Raw genomic sequence first — 17,692 nt, 5'->3', positions numbered from 1 at the left:
TCAGCCGCCGGCGTTGTGCCGCCACCAGACGGCGCCGACCAGGACGAGAATCGCGACGGCCTGCAGCAGCACGCGCAGCCGCATCAGCTTGTTCGAATAGGAACGCCCGAAATCGCCGCCTCGGAACAGGGCGAAGAGGCCGACGAACAGCGTAAGGGTCACCGCCGCCAGGCTGATCGGAATGAGGTAGGTGAAGAGGTTCATGCCGCTAGTTTAGCCTGGAACACCGCCTCGGGCCTATCGGCTTAAGCTGGGGCCGGGCGGAATCCGTCCGCCAGCAGGCCGATATGGCGGTCCATCACCGCGCTCATGGTTTCGGCGTCGGCGTCCTCCCAGGCGGCCAGGCGGTAGGTCCAGGCGTAGGAGGCCAGCAGGGCGTCTACCACCAGGTCGAGATTGATGTTGGGGCCGACGTCGCCGCGGGTCACGCCTTCGGCGATGCAGTCCCGGATGACCTGCTTCAGGCGCGGCGTGCGCCCATAGGGCCGGCTGGTAGGGCTGAGCGTCCAATTATAGGCCGCGGCGATATGGGCCAGGAACAACCGCGTACGGCGGGTCTCGAAGGCGTAGTGGATCGCGAAGATCGAGCGCAGGCGGTCGGGCGTAGAGCCGCGCAGGTGGGGTACGACCCGGTCGAGCTCGGCGTAGAGCGCGTCCAGCCGGTCGGCCATGACCTGGCTGAGTATGTCGCCCTTGGACGAGAAGGTGGTGAAGACGCTGCCCACGGACACCAAGGCGCGCTTGGCGATTTCACGCACGGTCGTCGCCTCGTAGCCGTCCGACTCGAACAGCTCCCTGGCGGCGTCGAGAACGCGCTGACGCGTCGCTTCTTTCTGAGACTTTCGTGCGCTCAAGTATTTTCCCCGGCCCACATCAAAAGCGTGCGCTCCCGCCTGTTGGTTACGGCGAATCCGGCTCAGGAATGCAGTGTGGATATTGATGCGACAGTTCGTCGCGGGGCAAAAGCCCGAAATTGCTGAGCAAACCAAGAGCGAGATCTGATCTCGCTGGATCAAATCTCGCCCTGGCCTCAGCTAATCTAGTTTTCAGCCGCGACGAGCGCCGGCCAGGATCACGCGAATCTGATCTTTCGCCTTGGCTTGAAGCGCTTCAAGGCTCCAGCCGCCGAAGATCGCTTCGTTGAAATTGGACAGATAGCAGTCGAACAGCATCTGACTGCGAAGCTTGGCTTCTGCTTCTTGGGAAAGCTCGCCGCGTTCGACGCCCAAGGTCAGTTGTTCGGTGAAGAGATCTTGGATCATCTGCACCGGCTGCAGGTCGCGCAGTTCCGCACCTTGGTCAGGCTGCCAGGAGATGCTGAAGGCCGCGCGGGCCAGCGGCAGGCGGCTCTTGTAGAAGGCGTAGCCAGCCATGAAGAGCTTCAGCAGAGTGTCGTCGACGCCGCGACCGCGAGAGACGCCGTCACGCATGGCTTCGACCAGCGACTCCATGTCGGCGACCATGATCTCGCGGAACAGGTCGGACTTGTCGGCGAAGTTGGCGAACACCGCGCCGGTCGACATGCCCGCTTCGGCGGCGATGTCGCGGATGGTGGCGCCTTCGTAGCCCGACTCAGAGAACAGGCGACGCGCGGCCGACAGCACCTTGGCGCGGGTTTGTTGCTTGGCCAGGGCGCGACGGGTGGGGACGCGGACCTCGGCTTCGCCGGCGACTTCAATATTGCCTGAGACGTGTTTCATCGGGCGATGATCCTCGCCATGGCCGGTGTCGCTGGCTGTTCGAACTTTACGCAAAACTCTTCCACAATTCTCTCGAACAGCTCGACGAGGCGCAGCGCGACGCGCGCCCCGGTCTGGGAAGCGGCGCGCAGACCAGCGGCGAACTGACCCACTTCAACTTCGGATTGGCTGCCGCCCGGGGGGAGTCGGACAGCGGTGTCGTAGGTCATCATGACCACCTGTTCCTCTTAGCCCTTCGAAACGGCGCGTCCAAGCGAAGGGTTTTGTTGATCGTGTTCAACGAACTCGTTCCGCGATACGAATACCCTCTGGGTCTAGACCACCAAGTACGGCTTGACCGTGTGGCGCGACGTCGCAGATCGGCGTTTTGCGGTCACTTTCAGACGTTTTCAGGCCGCATCACAAGACTTCGAAAGATTCTCAATCGCTGAGCATGCTCGTATAACGTTGAAACATAAAGAGGCAGGGGTCCTGCCAAAAGGTCGGGTGGCCGGCCCAGCATTGAAAATTTGTAATGCGAAGCGGGCCTATGGAGGGCGCGCGCGAAGGGCTAGTTCGCGCCTTCAAGCATCCGGCGCGCGATGACCTGGGCCTGAATTTCGCCAGCGCCCTCGAAGATGTTCAGGATCCGAGCGTCGGCCAGAACGCGGCTTACCGGCTGCTCGACCGCAAACCCCGTCCCGCCGTGGATCTGGACAGCGTTGTCGGCGCAGGCCCACGCGACCCGTGCGGCGACCAGCTTGGCCATGCCGGCCTCAAGGTCGCAGCGACGCCCCTCATCCTTCGTGCCGGCCGCGAACCAGGCCAGGCGGCGAGCGCCGAGGATCTCGGCCGCCATATAGGCGAGCTTGTTGGCCACCCGGGGGAAGTCGGCGATCGATTGGGTGAACTGACGCCGGGCGAGCGCATAGTCGAGGGCGAGGTCGAGGGCTGACTGCGCGACGCCGATCGCCCGCGCCGCGGTCTGGATCCGGGCGCTCTCGAAGGTGGCCATCAGTTGAGAGAAGCCTTGGCCCTCCTGGCCCCCGAGCAGGTTGGCGTGCGGGACAGAGAAGCCGTCGAAGGCGATCTCGTACTCCTTCATGCCGCGATAGCCGATCACCCCGATCTCGCCGCCGTCCATGCCCGCGGCCGGGAAGGGCGCGGCCACCGTTCCGCGCGGTTTCTCCGCCAGGAACATCGACAGTCCGCGATGGTCCTTCGAGCTTGGATCAGTCCGCACCAGCAGCGTCATCAGGTCGGCGCGGGCGGCGTGGGTGATCCAGGTCTTGGCGCCCGTCACCTGCCAGGCATCGCCATTGCGAACAGCGCGCGTGCGCAGCGAGCCGAGGTCGGATCCAGCTTCCGGCTCGGTGAAGACGGCGGTCGGGATGATCTGGCCCGAGGCGATGGCCGGCAGGAAGCGCTGCTTCTGCTCATCGGTGCCGTGGACCAGGATCAGTTCGGCCGCGATCTCCGAGCGGGTGCCCAGCGAGCCGGTTCCGATCCAGCCGCGAGACAGCGCCTCGGACACCACGCACATCGCCACCTTGCCTAGACCCGATCCGCCGTAGGCCTCGGGGGCCGTCAGGCCGAAAACGCCGAGCTCCGCCAACTCTTCGATGAGCGGCAGGGGAATGAGTTCGTCGCGCAGATGCCAGCCATGGGCGTGCGGCGAGATCTTTTCGTTGGTGAAGGCGTGGAACTGATCACGGACCTGTTCCAGGGTTTCGTCGAGGCCGCTGGCTTCCAGCGAGGGGCGCCCGCGCGCGGCTTCCAGCAGCGCGACGATCCTGGTCTTCACCGCCTGGGATGCGCCGGGCCGCAGGCGTTCGATGATCGGCGCAAGGTCACCGGCGTCCAGGCCAAGGTCCCCGGGGCGGAAGGTCTCGCCCTGGTTCATCGGCACCCCGCCGGCCAGTTGGCTCAGATATTCAAAGGCGAGCAGTTGCGCGGGCAGGGCCTCGGCTTCTCCCAGCCGGCCCTCGGCGTCCAGCGCCTTAGCCCAGGCCGCAGTCTGGCGAAGGGTCTCGGCATAGGACGCCGCCCAGGCCAGGCCGTGGGCGACATGCTGTTCGGCGTCGAGCGCGCGCCGGTCGAGGCGGCCCTCGGAGCTGACGCGGGCCATGGTCGCCTGCTTCATCCGGGCGACAAGGGCTTCGGCGGAGTCGGCGGCCTCTGTGAGGCGAGCGGGTAGGTTCTGCAAGATCATCCGCCAACTATAGGCGAAGCTTGTCGCCCGTCACGCTGGCCTGTACGCCTCGAGAACAGAGAAACCGGAGCCGGCCATGATCGTCGTTCATCACCTCAACGACTCGCGCTCGCAGCGCATCCTCTGGCTGCTGGAGGAGCTCAAGCTTCCCTACGAGATCAAATCCTATCAGCGCGACGCGACGACGCGGTTGGCGCCGCCGGAGCTGAAGGCGGTGCATCCGCTCGGCAAGTCGCCGGTGGTCACCGAGGGCGCGGCGACGGTCATCGAGTCCGGCGCGATCATCGACTACGTCCTGCGCCATCACGGCGCGGGCGACCTGGCTCCCGCCGCCAATACGCCCGAATACGACACCTATCAGCAGTGGCTGCACTATGCAGAGGGCTCGGCCATGCTGCCGCTGATGCTGTTCATGTATGTCGGGCGCCTGGGCGAGGCCGGCGCGCCGCTGCACCCGCGCATCGAGAGCGAGATCGCCAACCATCTCGGCTATGTCGAGGGCGTGCTTGAAGGCCGTGACTATCTGATGGGCTCGGAACTGTCGGCGGCTGACATCCAGATGAGCTTCGTCGGCGAGATCGTCGGGGCTTTCGGCCGCTACGCCGCCTATCCGAACATCGCCGCCTGGGTGAAGCGCTTCCAAGACCGCCCAGCCTACCGCGCGGCGCTCGCCAAGGGCGGCCCCTACAACATGGGTCCGAAGGACTAGGCGGGCCGGAAATATTCTACTCCTCTCCCCGCTGGGGAGAGGTCGGGGGAGGGGCCTTCTTTGAGCAGCTCTACCGCGCCCAGGGATCGTCGAGCACACCGTCGATGAAGTCGAACACCGCGGCCTTGGTGAGGGCGTGCGGTATGGCCGAGAAGTGGTCGCAGCCGGGGATGATCACGCCATGGCCGTGGGCGAACGCCTTGGCCAGGACTTCCGGATCGCCATTGGTCTCGCGCTGGCCCGCCACCGCCAGAACCGGCATCGGCAGGGTCGCGAAGCTGTCCGTGTCGAGGGGTGGATTTTCCACCTGAACGAAGGCGGCGAGCGCCTGGCGGTCCTCGCCCTGTTCGTCGGCGAACTGGCGGAAGCTGCGCAGGAAGGGCTCGGTGATGCTCTCGGGATCCTCGGCCAGCATCGCCTGGGCCATCACGTCGCCGCGCGCCGAGGGGCGCTCGCTCAGCATCTTGTCTCCGACCCCGCCCAGGATGAGGTTGGAGAACCTGTCAGGGGCCACCAGCGCCGCGGCCGAGGCGACCCGCGCACCCATGGAATAGCCGAACAGATCGACGCGGTTGATTCCCAGGTGGTCGATCAACTCCACCACGTCGCGGGCCAGATTTTCACGTCGATAGGCTTCCGGCTCATGCGGCTTTGCGCTCTGGCCGTGGCCGCGTTGGTCCAGCGCGATGACGCGGAACCGTCGCCGCTCCAACGCCGCGTACCATCCGGTGCGCTTCCAGCCTTCGTTGCGGTTCGACGCAAAGCCGTGGACCAGCAGGATCGCCCGCTCATAGCCCTCCGGCGCGATGTCGTCGTAGCTGACCGAGAGGCCGTCGCTGGTCGTAAAGTCCATGGTGTCCCCGCCTAGCTGCGCCAACGCAGGGTGGCGGCTTCCACGGGATTTGCAAAGGGCCGACCGGCCTGACGGCTGGCGGTCCATTCACGCTTGAGCTGCTGGTACCACTTCGCCTGGCGATCGGCGTCGTCGATCCACAGCAGAGCAGGGTCGTAGCGCAGGCCCTCGTTCTGCAGGTTCACCATGTCGCCGTCCTGGCGCAGGAAGGCGCGTGCGCCTGCGGCGATGAACGGCTTCAGGAACAGGAACGCCGGGTGATCTGACCAGACGATCTGGGTGATCTTGGTCTTGGCCTCGTTGATCGGGGTCAGGCAGGTCAGCGACAGCACCTGGCGCTGGCCGACGGTCACGTGCTCCCAGCGCATGCCTGGGATACGGAAGGTGATCTCGGTCAGCGGCTCGCCGCCGAGCACGGCGTAGGCGCGGCTGTTCTTCGACGGTTCATGGCGGACCATGGCGAAGCCCTGCTCGCGGGGCTCGAACTTCTTGGCCTTCTCGTGCTGGCTCTTGGCCGAGCGCCACCACCATTGCTGATGCACGTAGGGGCCGTGCGCCGGGTCCATCAGACCCACCACCGCGTGGTCGATATGGGCGTCGAACTCCATGCGGTCGACCAGCTTGGGGCCGCCGCCGACCACGCCGGGGAAGACCGGCGGCGGTTCGGACGGCTCGCCCGTGAAGCGGGGATCGGAGCTGATCCAGACGAACACCAGCCCTTGGCTCTCGGTGGCCGGATAGTTGCGGACCCGGATGCGGCTGACGTCCATGGCCTGGTCGTCGACCAACGAGGGAATGGCCGCGCAGGCGCCGTCTGTCCGGAATCGCCAGCCGTGATAGGGGCATTCGACGCTTTCGGCGCCGTCGGCTTCCCGTGTCAGCTTGCCGGCCGATAGCGGGGCCGCGCGGTGCGGACAGATGTCCTTCAGCGCATAGACCTTGCCGGCTCGGTCGCGGCCAAGCAGCACCGGTTCGCCCAGTAGTTCGTAGCGCTGCAGCTTGCCGGCCTTCAGGTCGCTGGAAAGCGCCGCGAAGTACCAGATGTCGTGCAGGAACCCGCGGCCGAACTTGATGTCGGCAGTGGGGGTGCGGGCTTGCTTTGTTTCGCCGTCGGCCATGGGCCTCTTCTAGCGCGTCAGGCGAGCCGCAGGAACCGGGCGGCGTGAGGTCCCAGGTGCAGGGCCGCGCCGTCGAGACTGGCCTCGCCAGTCGAGGGCGTTAGGAGTTCGCCGCCCGCCAGCCGCTCGTCGCCGAAGATGGCCGGGGCGGCGCTCATATTGAATGCGCAGGCGATGCGCTCTGCGCCCTCGTAGCGGATGAAGGCCAGCACCGGCTCGGGCGTGGTGATCATCTCGATCTCGCCGACGGTAAGGGCGGGCGTAGCCTTCCGCAGGGCGATCAGCGCCCGCGAGAAGGCCAATGTGGAATTCGGATCACCGTCCTGGCTCGCCGCCGACAGGCCGACGTGCTCCGGCGCGGCGGGCAGCCAGGGCTTGGCGGTCGAGAAACCGAGATTGGCGCTCTCGGTCCAGGGCATCGGCGTGCGCGAGCCGTCGCGGCCCTTCGAGATTGGCCAGTAGAGATCGCCCACCGGATCGCGGATTTCCTCCCGGGTCAGGCTGCGGGCCTCGGGCAGGCCTAGTTCCTCGCCCTGATAGAGCAGGGTGGTGCCCTTCAGGCTGAGCAGCAGCGCCAGCATCAGCCGGGCGACGTCCTCGCCGCCGCCGAACCGGCTGGCGGTGCGCGGGATGTCGTGGTTGCAGAACGAGATGCAGGGCCAGTGGTCGGGGAAGCGTCCCAGCGTCTCGTAGTGTTCGCGGAACACCTGGGCGGCCAGTTTGCGCGCGTGCAGCAGCACGAAGGTGTAGGCCGAGTGCAGGCCCTCCTGCGGCGTGCAATAGGCTCCGCAGCGCTCCTCCTCCTCGGAAAACTCGCCGAACACGAACCGCTCGCCTTCGCCGTCGTTGTTGTGGGCGTCCACCCGGCGGCGGATCACGTCCAGCAGCGGGATGTTCTCGGCCAAGTTGGAGTCGTGCAGGTGGCGCTGCATTTCGCTGGCGTGGGACCAGTGATGGCGGGTGCGTTCGGCCGGCGGCACAGCGGGATTGTCGGTCAGGGCGTCGTCGTGGAGGAAGGTGCCGGCGACGTCGAGCCGGAAGCCGTCGATCCCCTTGGCCAGCCAGAAGTCGAGCACCTTCAGCGCCGCCTCCTGGGCGTGCGGCTGACGCCAGTTCAGCTTGGGCTGCTGGCGCAGGAACTTGTGGTGATAGTGCTGGCGGCGCGCGGGTTGGTAGGCCCAGGCCGGGCCGCCGAACACCGACAGCCAGTTGTTCGGCGCGGTCCCGTCCTGCGCCGGATCGGCCCAGACGTACCAGTCGGCCTTCTCGCCTTCGGCGCCGCCGTCGCGGCTCTGGGCGAACCAGGCGTGTTCGTCGGAGGTATGGGCCAACACCTCGTCCAGCATGACCTTCAGGCCGCGCGCATGAGCGGTGGTCACCAGGGCTTCCAGATCGGCCATCGTCCCGTAGTCGGGATGGACGCCCTCATAGTCGGAGATGTCGTAGCCCCAGTCGCGGTTGGGCGAGGGGTGGACAGGCGAGAGCCAGATGGCGTCGACGCCAAGGCTCTCGATGTAGTCCAGTTTTGCCAGGACGCCGTTCAGGTCGCCGTGGCCGTCGCCGTCCGAGTCGAAAAAGCTGCGGACATAGACGTGGTAGACGACCGCGCCCTTCCACCAGGGCGCGGCCATCACCTTAGGCCTCGGTGGCGTTGTTGATGATCTTGGACACCAGCCCGTACTCGACGGCGGCCTCGGCCCCCATCCAGAAGTTACGCTGGGTGTCCTTGACGATCTTGTCGTAGGGCTGGCCGGTTTCCTTGGCGATCATGCGGTTGACGCGCTCGCGCATCTTCACGATCTCCTCGGCCTCGATCTGGATGTCCGAGGCTTGGCCGCGCACGCCGCCCATGGGCTGGTGCAGAAGGAAGCGGGTGTTGGGCAGGCAGAAGCGGCTTTCCTTCTGGGCGCCCAGGAAGATCGAGGCGCCGGCGCTGGCGACCCAGCCGGTCCCGATCACCTTCACCTGAGGACCGCAGTAGCGGATCATGTCGTGGATGGTGTCGCCGCTCTCGACGTGGCCGCCGGGAGAATTGATCACGACCTTGATCGGCTTGTCGCTCTCTGCCGACAGCGCCAGCAGCTGAGCGGTCACCCGCTCGGCCAGGCGCATGTCGATTTCGCCGAACACCAGCACGGTGCGCGACTTGAACAACGCATTCTGGACGGGCCCAGACGTCATAGGCATGTCGGGCTTGCGGGCGTTCTCGTCGCCGTCGTCGTCTTCGTCCAGGCGCCAGTTACGCATAGGGGAGGTCTCCAATTCGATAGGACTGGAACGTGCGATGCGCAGCGCCAGTTCGCAAGTGCCCGAGCGCTATGCGCAGGCGGTTATTGCCAAAGCTTGACGGGTTTCGGTGATTTTATCTGGCTTGGCGACCTAGCGCAGCTTGAGCGCCAGTATGACCAGCAGGGCCGAGACGCCCAGATGGACCAGCATGAAGCGCACCAAGACCTGGGTGTTCGACCAGCCCAGCTCCTTGCGACAGTGGTCGTGCAGGGGAAACCGCACCCCGGCGAGGATTTTCAGCCCGAAGAAGCGCATCAGCGCGACCTTCACCAAGCCGGTCGCGCCGTTGAGCAGGATCACGGAGCCGATCAGCAGCAGGAACAGCGGGTTGTTGGTCGCCACCACCAGCATGCCGATCAGCAGGCCGATGGGCCGCGAGCCGGCGTCGCCCATCAGCACCAGGCTGGGCGTGGCGTTGTACCAGAGATAGCCGCCGATCGCCCCGACCATGAGGAAGGCCATGATCGCCCAGCTCGCCCCTTCGCGATTTGTGGGGATGTTCAGGTGCTGGGCGACGATCTCATTGCCGATCACCGTATAGAGGAGGCCGCCCAGCAGCAGGATGGCGGTGCCGGTCAGGCTGCCCGAAACACCGTCCACTCCGTCCGAGCAGTTGGTGGCGTTGATGGCGAGCCAGATGACCCCAGTCGCCAAGGGAATGGCGATCCAGGGGGCCAGGACGATGACGCCCTTCCAGCCTGGCAGCCAGATGGTGGCCGGGGCCAGGGCGTAGATCACCATCGAGGCGCCCAGTGCGATGGCTAGGTCCATCACCGCGAGCTGATATTCGCTGAAACCGCCGCGGCGGTCGTCGAGATAGCCGACGACCATCGCCGCGACCACGAACGGCAGGGTCAGCAGGCTGCGGGCGCCGAAGGGGACGAAGATCAGCGATGCGATGCAGAAGATGCTGACGAAGACCAGGCCTGCGCTGAGCGGCTTGCCGACGCTTTGATCGGCGTTCACCGCGAAGGCGCGGCCACGGTCGGTCGGGAGCCTGGACCATACGCGCGGCAGGACGATCCAGGTGGCCAGGGCGCTGAAGGCGAAGCCGATGGCCGCGAGGAAAAAGAACGAGTCGAAGAGCCGCAACGGGCCCCACGCATGGCCGAGGGTGGCGTAGATCCAATTCAGCATCGAGGCGAGGTCCGGCGCAGTGAGGTTAGGACGGGATTTCCACCAATCCCCGGCCGCTGTCGACCCGGCTCCTCAGCCGGCGGCCGTGGCGATCAGCCGGGCGTAGAACTGCACCGCTAACCCAAGGTTCTCCAGCGTCATGTGTTCGTTGGTGCCGTGGATCATCTGGGTGTCCTTCAGCGCGAACTTCATCGGCTGGAAGCGATAGACGTCCTTGGCGACCGGCTGCATGTAGCGGCTGTCTGTGCCGGCGGTGACTAGGCCCGGGGCGACCGGCGCCTTGGCCATATCGCCGGCCAGGGCCGCGATGGCCTTCCAGCCGTCGGAGCTGGTCGAGGAGACTGGCGAAGGCTCGTCCGGCGTTTTGGCCCAGGCGATGGTGACCGGCAGGTCCCCGGCCGCGGCCTTGGTGTAGGCCAGCACGCTGGCGGCGGTGTCGCCAGGCGCGATGCGGTAGTTGATCCAGGCCGTGGCGTCCTGCGGCAGGACGTTTTCCTTGGGGCTGCCCTTGAGCATGGTCGGGGCGATGGTGGTGTGCAGCAACGCGGCCCCGGCTGGGGTGGCGGCGGTTTGCTTGACGATCAGCGGTTCGAACAGCCAGCGGTTGGCGACGGCCATCCGGATCGGCCAGGAGCCTTCCGGCGCCAGGACCTGCAGCATGCCCGCGCCGGGGCCGTCCAGCTTCATCGGGAACTGCGCGTCGGTGATCTTCACCAGCGCCTTCGCCAGAGTAGCGACGCCGCCCGAATCGGCTGGCGGAGCCGAGGAGTGGCCGCCGGTCGCCTTGGCGGTGACCTCCAGCGTGCCATAGCCTTTCTCGGCGACGCCGATCAATGCGACGGGGCCGCCCATGACGGGGTTGTCGGCGATGATCGCCATGCCCTCGTCCAGCACGAAGTCAGCGGTGATTCCGCGGGATTTCAGCAGGGCTGCGGCGGCGCGCGCGCCCTGGCCGCGCACTTCTTCGTCATGGCTGGACACGATGATCACCGTGCGGCGGGGCTTGAACCCCTTGGCGGCCAGCGCCTCGGCGCCTTCGAACAGCGTGATCAGCGAGCCCTTGTCGTCGATGGCCCCGCGACCCCAGACCGCGCCATCAGCGATCAGGCCGTCAAAGGGCGGATGCTTCCAGTCTTTCTCGGTGCCCGGGGTCACGGGCACGACGTCCTGATGGGCCATCAGCACGATGGGCGAAAGGCTCGGGTCCGAGCCCTTCCAGGTGTAGACCAGGGTGTGGTCCGAGATGACTTCGCGGGTGGTTGCGGCGTGGATCGCGGGATAGGTGGCCTGCAGCCAGGCGTGCAGTTTGTCCCACTCGGCCGGCTGGTCTTCCGACTTGTCCTGGTGGCTGACGGTCTGGAAGCCGATGGCCTGGGACAGGTGCTCGGCGGCCTTGGCGGTGTCGATCGCGACAGGAGGGGCCAGTTTGACTTGGGTGAGGTCCGCGGCCGATGGCGGCTTATAGGTGATCGTGCGGATCGCCACGACGGCGGCCAGGATGACCAGCAAGCCGATCAGGCCCAGAGTGATCTTGCCGATGAGTTTCATGTTTCGCTCCCCAACCCGCGGCGACCATAGGTCGATGACGAACGGTAAGAAAAGCCCACTGAACCGAAGGGGCGTCTGACCGTTCGGTGCGCGTGGCCAAGGTTCCCGTTTCCTCTCCGCAAAACGTCTGGCTGGGCGCAGTCTGGACCACCCTGCTGGACGTCGCGCTCGTCGCGATTGCGACGCTTTGGTGGATCGACGCCGCCGCCCCGCCGCAGGATCTGCCCTGGAAGCCGCTAAGGCTGGAGGACCCGCCGGGCTTGGCGACGGCGGCCAAGTTCTCGACCGCCGCGCAGGATCGCCGGCTGTGTCGGGCCATCCTGCGCGAAGGGGGCGTGCGCTTCGCCGAAGTGGCCGAGCAGGTCGACGGCTCTTGCGCGCAACTCAACGCCGTGCGGCTGACAGGCGGGGTGACCCGCTTGTCGCCGGCGGCTCCGGCGATGACCTGCCCGCAGGCCCTGAGCTACGCCTTTTGGGATCGGCACCGATTGCAGCCGGCCGCGCGCCGGCTCCTGGGCCAGCCAGTGACCCAGGTCGATCACCTGGGGACCTATGCGTGCCGCAACATCTACAATCAGGCGGAGGGCCGCCGCAGTGAGCATGCCTTCGCCAACGCTCTGGATGTCGCCGGCTTTCGGACTGCGGACGGCCGGCGCCTGACCGTGCTGGGGGATTTCGCGCGTGAGGACGAGCGTGGGCAATTCTTGCGCGCGGCGCGGGACGGCGCGTGCGACTGGTTTCGCGCGACGCTCAGCCCTGACTACAACGCCGCCCACCGCGACCATCTGCACCTGGACTTCGGTCGCTACCGCACGTGCCGCTGAGGCTAGAGCGAGGCCAGCCAGGGCAATAGCCGGGCGTTGACCTCTTCTGGGCGCTCCTGCTGGGTCCAGTGGCCGCAGCCGGGAAGGATGTCGGCGCCGCGCAGGTCGGTCATCTCCGCGCCCATGATTTCCACCAGATCGCCGCGGCCCAGCATGCTCAGCACCAGGTCGCGCTCGCCGCCGATGAACAGCGACGGCTGCTCGATCTTCCGGCCTTCGAACTGCGAGAGATACTCGAAGTCCCGTTGGTGGTTGCGATAGCGGTTCAGCGGGCCGGGGAAGCCGGAGCGCTCGAACTCGGCCGCGTAGTAGTCGAGGTCGGAGTCGGTCAGCCAGGCGGGGAAGGGATCGGGATCGACCAGGCCTTCCAGCAGGGTTGCGCCATGGGGCTTGTCGTTCGGCCAGGTTCCGTCCGGCGCATCGCCGCTGATGGCGTAGTAGAATTTGCGCAGCGAGGCGCGCGGATCGGCCTCCAGCTCGGCCTCGGCCGGCCCGACGTTCTGGAACCAGGCCTGGTAGAAGAACTTGCCGCGGCTGGTGAAGACGTTCTCGATCAGATCGGTGAACGGGCGCTTGGGGACGCCCGTATAGGGCACCGATAGGCCGGCGACCGCACGCACGCGGTCGGGGCGGATCAGGGCGGTGTTCCAGACGATCGGCGCGCCCCAGTCGTGGCCGACCAGAACGGCAGGGGCGTCCGGGCTCAGCGTTTCGATGACGCCGGCCACGTCGGCGACCATGTGCTCCATGTCATAGGCTTCGATCGCCTCGGGCCGCGAGGAGCCGCCATAGCCGCGCACGTCGAGAGCGCAGACCTTGAAGCCGGCCTGCGCCACCGGACCCATCTGGTGACGCCAGCTATACCAACTCTCCGGAAAGCCGTGGACCATGACCACCAGCGGGCCTTGCCCTTCAATCGCCGCCCGCAGGCTGACATCTGGCAGGTCGATGGTTTGGAAATTCGGCATTGCGGGCTCTCCAGAGGCCAAGCTTGACCCAACGTCGCCCTGTGCGGCAAATGGCGACACACAAAATCAAACACGTGTTTAGAGGGAACGCCATGGGCGAGTTGTTCGATCTGGCCGGTAAGGTCGCTGTCATCACCGGATCCTCGCGCGGGATCGGCAAGGCCATCGCCCAGCGCATGGCCGAACACGGCGCCAAGGTCGTCATCTCGTCCCGCAAGGCCGGCCCGTGCGATGAGGTCGCCGCCGAGATCAACGCCAAGCACCCCGGTGCGGCCATCGCCATCCCGGCCAGCATCTCGTCGAAGGAAGACCTGCAGCGTCTGGTCGACGAAACCGTCAAGGCGTTCGGCAAGATCGACATCGTGGTCTGCAACGCTGCGACCAACCCGTTCTTCGGCCCGATGTCGCAGATCAACGACGATCAGTTCCGCAAGATTCTCGACAACAACATCATCGCCAACAACTGGCTGATCCAGATGGCCGCGCCCCAGATGCGCGAGCGTCGCGAAGGGTCGGTGATCATCATATCGTCGATTGGGGGCCTGCGCGGATCAACTGGGATCGGCGCCTACAACATCTCCAAGGCGGCCGACTTCCAGCTGGCCCGCAACTTGGCGGTCGAGCTTGGCCCCGACAACATCCGCGTCAACTGCATCGCGCCGGGTCTGGTGAAGACCGACTTCGCCAAGGCGCTGTGGGACACTCCGGAAGCCGAGAAGCGTTCCAGCGCCAATACCCCGCTGCGTCGCCTGGGCGAGCCGGACGACATCGCCGGCGCGGCGGTGTTCCTAGCCTCCAAGGCCGGCTCGTGGATGACCGGCCAGGCCATCGTCGTCGATGGCGGCTCGACCTGCTGATCGACTGAGAGGCGTGTTTCCTCCCCTGCGAAGCGGGGGAGGGGCGCCGCCCGTAGGGTGGTGGAGGGGGCAAGCCGCAAGCGCTGAGCCCAGTCTCGCCCCCTCCACCGGCTGCGCCGGTCCCCCTCCCCCATTAATGGGGGAGGAGAGATAGATATCGATTCAGACTCACATGCGCGGGGCCTCAATGAGAAGGACAGCGCTTAACCCTTCCGCGACAGGTCCCGCGCCTTGGCTAGGCGCTCGACGCCGGCGTCGAGCGTCTCGTCCTTCTTGGCCAGGCAAAGCCGCAGGATCGTCGTGACGTGGTCTTCCTCGTAGAGGGCCGAGACTGGAATGCTCGCGACGCCAGCTTCCCGAACCGCGCGCAGAGCGAAGGCCCGATCGTCTTCGGTGACGCCTGAGGCGGCAAGATCCACATTGAGGAAATAGGTGCCTTGGCTCGGCAGGACCGCGAAGCCTTCGCGCTGCAGGCCCGCGGCCAACCGGTCGCGTGAGCGCTGCAACGCCTTGGGCATCGCCTCGAACCAGTCGCCGCTATTTTCCAGGCCGAACGCCACCGCCGCCTGCAGGTTCGGCGGGGTGGTGAAGGTCAGGAATTGGTGGGTGCGCGACAGCACATGGGTCAGGACGGGCGCGGCGCAGAGGAAGCCGACCTTCCAGCCGGTCAGGCCGAACATCTTGCCGGCCGAACCGATCTTCACCGTCCGCTCGCGCATGCCGGGGTAGGCCATTAGTGGGCGGTGGACGGCGCCGTCGAACACAACTTGCTCCCAGACCTCGTCGCAGATGGCGATGGCGTCATGACGCACGCAGAATTCAGCCAGCAGGGCCAGGTCGGCGTCGGGCAACACCGCTCCGGCCGGATTGATCGGATTGTTCAGCACCACAAAGCGCGTCGCCGGCGTGAACGCCGCCTCAAGCATGGCGCGGTCGAACCGCCAGTTGGGCGGGGACAGCTTCACCAGCCTGGGCACGCCGCCGGCGCGACGGATCAGCGGCAGATAGGCGTCGTAGAGCGGCTGGAAGACCACCACCTCGTCGCCGGGCTGGATCAGGCCGAAGAACGCCGCGGCCAGCGCTTCGGTGGCGCCCGAGGTAATGGTCACCTCGCTCGTCCAATCGAGGTCGAGCCCTTGCGTCCTGGCGTAGTGACCGGCGACGGCTTGACGCAACTCCGGCAGGCCGGCCATCGGCGGATACTGGTTGTAGCCGTTCATCACCACGTCGGCGGCCTTGGTCCGGATCGCCTTGGGGCCGGGGTCGTCCGGGAAGCCTTGGCCCAGATTGATGGCCCCGTGTTCGCGGGCCAGGCCCGACATTTCCTCGAACACGGTGGTGGGCAGGTTTGCGAAGATCGGATTGGCCATGATGGTTGCCTAGCATAGCGGGGCGCGGGATATTTCGCCTATGCGGATCATAGCTTTCGAACCCCGTCACGCTCAGGCTTGGCGGTCCCTGAACGAGGCTTGGATATCGAAGCACTTCGCCATCGAGGCGAAAGATCGCGCCGTGCTGGACGATCCTAAGGGCAAGATCCTGGATCGCGGCGGCCACATCTTCATGGCTGAGCGCGATGGCGAGGTCATTGGCTGCGTGGCCCTGATCGCTATGGCCGACGGCGGCTATGAGGTCGCAAAGATGACCGTGACCGAGGCCGCGCGGGGGACGGGCCTGGGCCGGCTGCTGATGCAGGCCTGCATCGACAAGGCGCGGGCCGATGGCGCGCCGCGGCTCTACCTCGAGACCAATTCCAGCCTCGCCCCCGCGCTCGGCCTCTATCGCGCCATGGGATTTGTCGATCTCGACCCGGCCATGCGACCGCCGAGCGATTATGCGCGTTGTGATGTCTGGATGGAGCGCCCGGTCTAGCTTGGACGCTCCGGTGGGCAGGAGGCGGTAGGCAGATGGCGGGCGTGGCGTTGCAGCCATCCAGAGCGCGCTACTTCGCCTACGGAGCGGTCTCGATCCTGCTGGGATTGACCCAGGGCTTGGGCTTCAACCTCATCAATAACAACCTGCCCTGGATTCAGGGTTCGTTGGGCGCCTATTCCAACGAGGCGGCGTGGCTGGCGACCGCCTATACAGCCACCAATGCGACGATCGCCCTGCTGGCGATCAAGTTCCGGTTCCAGTACGGGCTGCGGCTGTTCGCCGACATCGGCCTTGGGCTGTTCATCGTCGTGGCTCTAGCGCACCTGTTCACCGACGACCTGCGCTCGGCCATTGCGGTGCGCGCGGCGGCGGGCGTGGCGGCGACGGCGCTCAGTACGCTTGCCCTGCTCTACATGATCAACGCCGTGCCGGAGGCCAAGCGGCCCATGGGCATAGCGCTCGGGGTCGGGTGGAGCCAACTGGCTGCGCCGCTATCGCGACTGGTCTCGTCCGACCTGCTGCAGATCGGCCAGTGGCACGGTCTTTACCTGCTGGAGATCGGGCTCAGCCTGCTCTGTCTGGCGGCGGTGAACCTCATGCCGCTGCCGCCCATCCCCCGGGTGAAGATGTTCCAGGCCCGCGATTTCCTGACCTTCGCGCTGTTCGCGCCCGGCGTGGCGCTGCTGTGCGCCGTGCTGTCCCAGGGGCGCTTCGTCTGGTGGTTCAATGCACCCTGGCTGGGCTGGTCTCTGGTGGCGGCGATCATCCTGCTGTCGGCCTCGGTCCTGCTGGAGTTGCACCGCGAGAAGCCGTTGCTGCACGTCCGATGGCTGACCACCTCCGACATGCTGCGTCTGGCGGTGATCATCCTGCTGTTCCGGATCGTGCTGTCGGAGCAGGGGGTCGGGGCGTTGGGCTTCCTCCAGGCGATGGGCGTCAACAACGACCAGATGCGAGGGCTGTCCTGGGTGATGTGCTGGGCGACTCTAGCCGGGGTGATCGGGGTGGCGGTGACGATCAATCCGGCCCGGGTCTCCACTCCGGCCCTGATCGCCCTGCTGCTGATCGCGGCGGCGGCATGGTCCGACAGCCGACTGACCAGTCTGACCCGGCCCGAGCAGATGTATGTCAGCCAGGGACTGATCGCCTTTGCGAGCGCGCTGTTCCTGCCCGCCGCGATGTTGGCGGGCTTTTCCCGCGCCATGCGCCAGGGGCAGGAGTTCATCGTCAGTTTCGCGGTGATCTTCGGCGCCGGCCAGAGCCTGGGCGCGTTGGCCGGCTCGGCTTTCCTCGGCACGCTGCTGACCATTCGCCAGCGGGCCTACACCAGCCAGATCGTCGAGCATCTGACCCTGGCCGACCCCCAGGTCGTCGCCAGGCTTCAGCAGTATGCCGGGGTCTATGCGGGGACGGTGAGCGACGCGGCGATCCGCCAGGCCGAAGGCGTCGCGCTGCTGGCTCAAGTCGTAACCCGCGAAGCCACGGCCTTGGCCTATGGCGACGTATTCCGGGTGATCGCGGTGTTGTCGCTATTGGTGTTCTTCTACCTCCTGGCGGTGCGTCTACGCGAGGACGCGCGCACGCGTCGCGCCAACGCCCTCATTCCAGCAAAGGCTGTTTGAT

18 protein-coding genes are annotated in these 17,692 nt (G+C 66.4%); 5 read left to right on the top strand and 13 right to left on the bottom strand.

The genetic code is table 11. The annotated features are described in order from the left end of the window. The 5 genes from Q8M13_RS18825 to Q8M13_RS18805 all read right to left on the bottom strand — a co-directional run bounded on the left by Q8M13_RS18825 (window position 1) and on the right by Q8M13_RS18805 (window position 3,891). Entirely contained in the window at window positions 1-204 is a 204-nt protein-coding gene (locus Q8M13_RS18825) for a twin transmembrane helix small protein (protein ID WP_305301709.1), read from the bottom strand. Window positions 205-245: 41 nt separating this feature from the next. Then, window positions 246-854 (bottom strand): TetR/AcrR family transcriptional regulator, encoded by a 609-nt coding sequence (locus tag Q8M13_RS18820; protein ID WP_305301708.1) that lies wholly within the window; start codon window positions 852-854, stop codon window positions 246-248. A 192-nt stretch (window positions 855-1,046) separates the two neighbouring features. Continuing rightward, on the bottom strand, window positions 1,047-1,700 hold the full coding sequence (locus tag Q8M13_RS18815; protein ID WP_305301707.1) for a TetR/AcrR family transcriptional regulator: 654 nt from the start codon (window positions 1,698-1,700) through the stop codon (window positions 1,047-1,049). Next, window positions 1,697-1,912, bottom strand: coding sequence for a hypothetical protein (locus tag Q8M13_RS18810; RefSeq protein WP_305301705.1), 216 nt, complete (start codon window positions 1,910-1,912; stop codon window positions 1,697-1,699). The genes Q8M13_RS18815 and Q8M13_RS18810 overlap by 4 nt, the downstream gene beginning before the upstream one ends. Window positions 1,913-2,250: 338 nt before the next feature. Next, a complete protein-coding gene (locus Q8M13_RS18805; protein WP_305301704.1) occupies window positions 2,251-3,891 on the bottom strand; it encodes an acyl-CoA dehydrogenase family protein in 1,641 nt (546 codons plus the stop codon). A 76-nt stretch (window positions 3,892-3,967) separates the two neighbouring features. Between Q8M13_RS18805 and Q8M13_RS18800 the strand changes: the two genes are divergently transcribed. Beyond that, on the top strand, window positions 3,968-4,600 hold the full coding sequence (locus Q8M13_RS18800; RefSeq protein WP_305301702.1) for a glutathione S-transferase family protein: 633 nt from the start codon (window positions 3,968-3,970) through the stop codon (window positions 4,598-4,600). Between the two features lie 70 nt (window positions 4,601-4,670). On the opposite strand, the gene Q8M13_RS18795 is transcribed toward Q8M13_RS18800, so the two are convergent. From Q8M13_RS18795 to Q8M13_RS18770, 6 genes are all read right to left on the bottom strand, one after another. After that, window positions 4,671-5,453 carry an alpha/beta fold hydrolase gene (locus Q8M13_RS18795; protein ID WP_305301701.1) on the bottom strand — a complete coding sequence of 261 codons (783 nt, stop codon included), beginning with the start codon at window positions 5,451-5,453 and terminating at the stop codon, window positions 4,671-4,673. 11 nt (window positions 5,454-5,464) lie between these two features. Next, window positions 5,465-6,571 (bottom strand): aromatic ring-hydroxylating dioxygenase subunit alpha, encoded by a 1,107-nt coding sequence (locus tag Q8M13_RS18790; RefSeq protein ID WP_305301700.1) that lies wholly within the window; start codon window positions 6,569-6,571, stop codon window positions 5,465-5,467. A gap of 17 nt (window positions 6,572-6,588) precedes the next feature. Then, complete coding sequence (locus tag Q8M13_RS18785) at window positions 6,589-8,202, bottom strand: alpha-amylase family glycosyl hydrolase (protein ID WP_305301698.1); 1,614 nt, start codon at window positions 8,200-8,202, stop codon at window positions 6,589-6,591. 4 nt (window positions 8,203-8,206) lie between these two features. Further along, window positions 8,207-8,818: an ATP-dependent Clp protease proteolytic subunit gene (locus Q8M13_RS18780; RefSeq protein ID WP_305301697.1), complete on the bottom strand. Its 612-nt coding sequence runs from the start codon at window positions 8,816-8,818 to the stop codon at window positions 8,207-8,209. Window positions 8,819-8,950: 132 nt separating this feature from the next. After that, window positions 8,951-9,997, bottom strand: coding sequence for a hypothetical protein (locus Q8M13_RS18775; protein ID WP_305301696.1), 1,047 nt, complete (start codon window positions 9,995-9,997; stop codon window positions 8,951-8,953). 72 nt (window positions 9,998-10,069) lie between these two features. Beyond that, the gene (locus Q8M13_RS18770) at window positions 10,070-11,545 is read right to left on the bottom strand and encodes a M20 family peptidase (RefSeq protein WP_305301695.1); all 1,476 of its coding nucleotides are present in this window, start codon (window positions 11,543-11,545) and stop codon (window positions 10,070-10,072) included. A gap of 92 nt (window positions 11,546-11,637) precedes the next feature. On the opposite strand from Q8M13_RS18770, the gene Q8M13_RS18765 reads away from it, so the two are divergent. Continuing rightward, entirely contained in the window at window positions 11,638-12,369 is a 732-nt protein-coding gene (locus Q8M13_RS18765) for an extensin family protein (protein WP_305301694.1), read from the top strand. Window positions 12,370-12,371: 2 nt separating this feature from the next. Here Q8M13_RS18765 and Q8M13_RS18760 read toward each other — a convergent pair whose 3' ends face one another. Continuing rightward, a complete protein-coding gene (locus tag Q8M13_RS18760; RefSeq protein WP_305301693.1) occupies window positions 12,372-13,337 on the bottom strand; it encodes an alpha/beta fold hydrolase in 966 nt (321 codons plus the stop codon). A gap of 92 nt (window positions 13,338-13,429) precedes the next feature. On the opposite strand from Q8M13_RS18760, the gene Q8M13_RS18755 reads away from it, so the two are divergent. Then, window positions 13,430-14,194 (top strand): SDR family oxidoreductase, encoded by a 765-nt coding sequence (locus Q8M13_RS18755; protein ID WP_305301692.1) that lies wholly within the window; start codon window positions 13,430-13,432, stop codon window positions 14,192-14,194. A 203-nt stretch (window positions 14,195-14,397) separates the two neighbouring features. Here the strand turns inward: Q8M13_RS18755 and Q8M13_RS18750 are convergent, their stop codons facing one another. Beyond that, complete coding sequence (locus tag Q8M13_RS18750) at window positions 14,398-15,564, bottom strand: aminotransferase (RefSeq protein WP_305301691.1); 1,167 nt, start codon at window positions 15,562-15,564, stop codon at window positions 14,398-14,400. Between the two features lie 40 nt (window positions 15,565-15,604). Between Q8M13_RS18750 and Q8M13_RS18745 the strand changes: the two genes are divergently transcribed. Beyond that, window positions 15,605-16,066 carry a GNAT family N-acetyltransferase gene (locus Q8M13_RS18745; protein ID WP_305301689.1) on the top strand — a complete coding sequence of 154 codons (462 nt, stop codon included), beginning with the start codon at window positions 15,605-15,607 and terminating at the stop codon, window positions 16,064-16,066. Window positions 16,067-16,101: 35 nt separating this feature from the next. Continuing rightward, a complete protein-coding gene (locus Q8M13_RS18740; protein WP_305301688.1) occupies window positions 16,102-17,691 on the top strand; it encodes an MFS transporter in 1,590 nt (529 codons plus the stop codon). Window position 17,692 lies beyond the last annotated feature (1 nt).

Source organism: Phenylobacterium sp. (genome assembly GCF_030681155.1).
GTDB lineage: Bacteria > Pseudomonadota > Alphaproteobacteria > Caulobacterales > Caulobacteraceae > Phenylobacterium.
The sequence above is the reverse complement of the archived record's forward strand: the minus strand, read 5'-3'. Positions and strand labels throughout refer to the sequence as shown.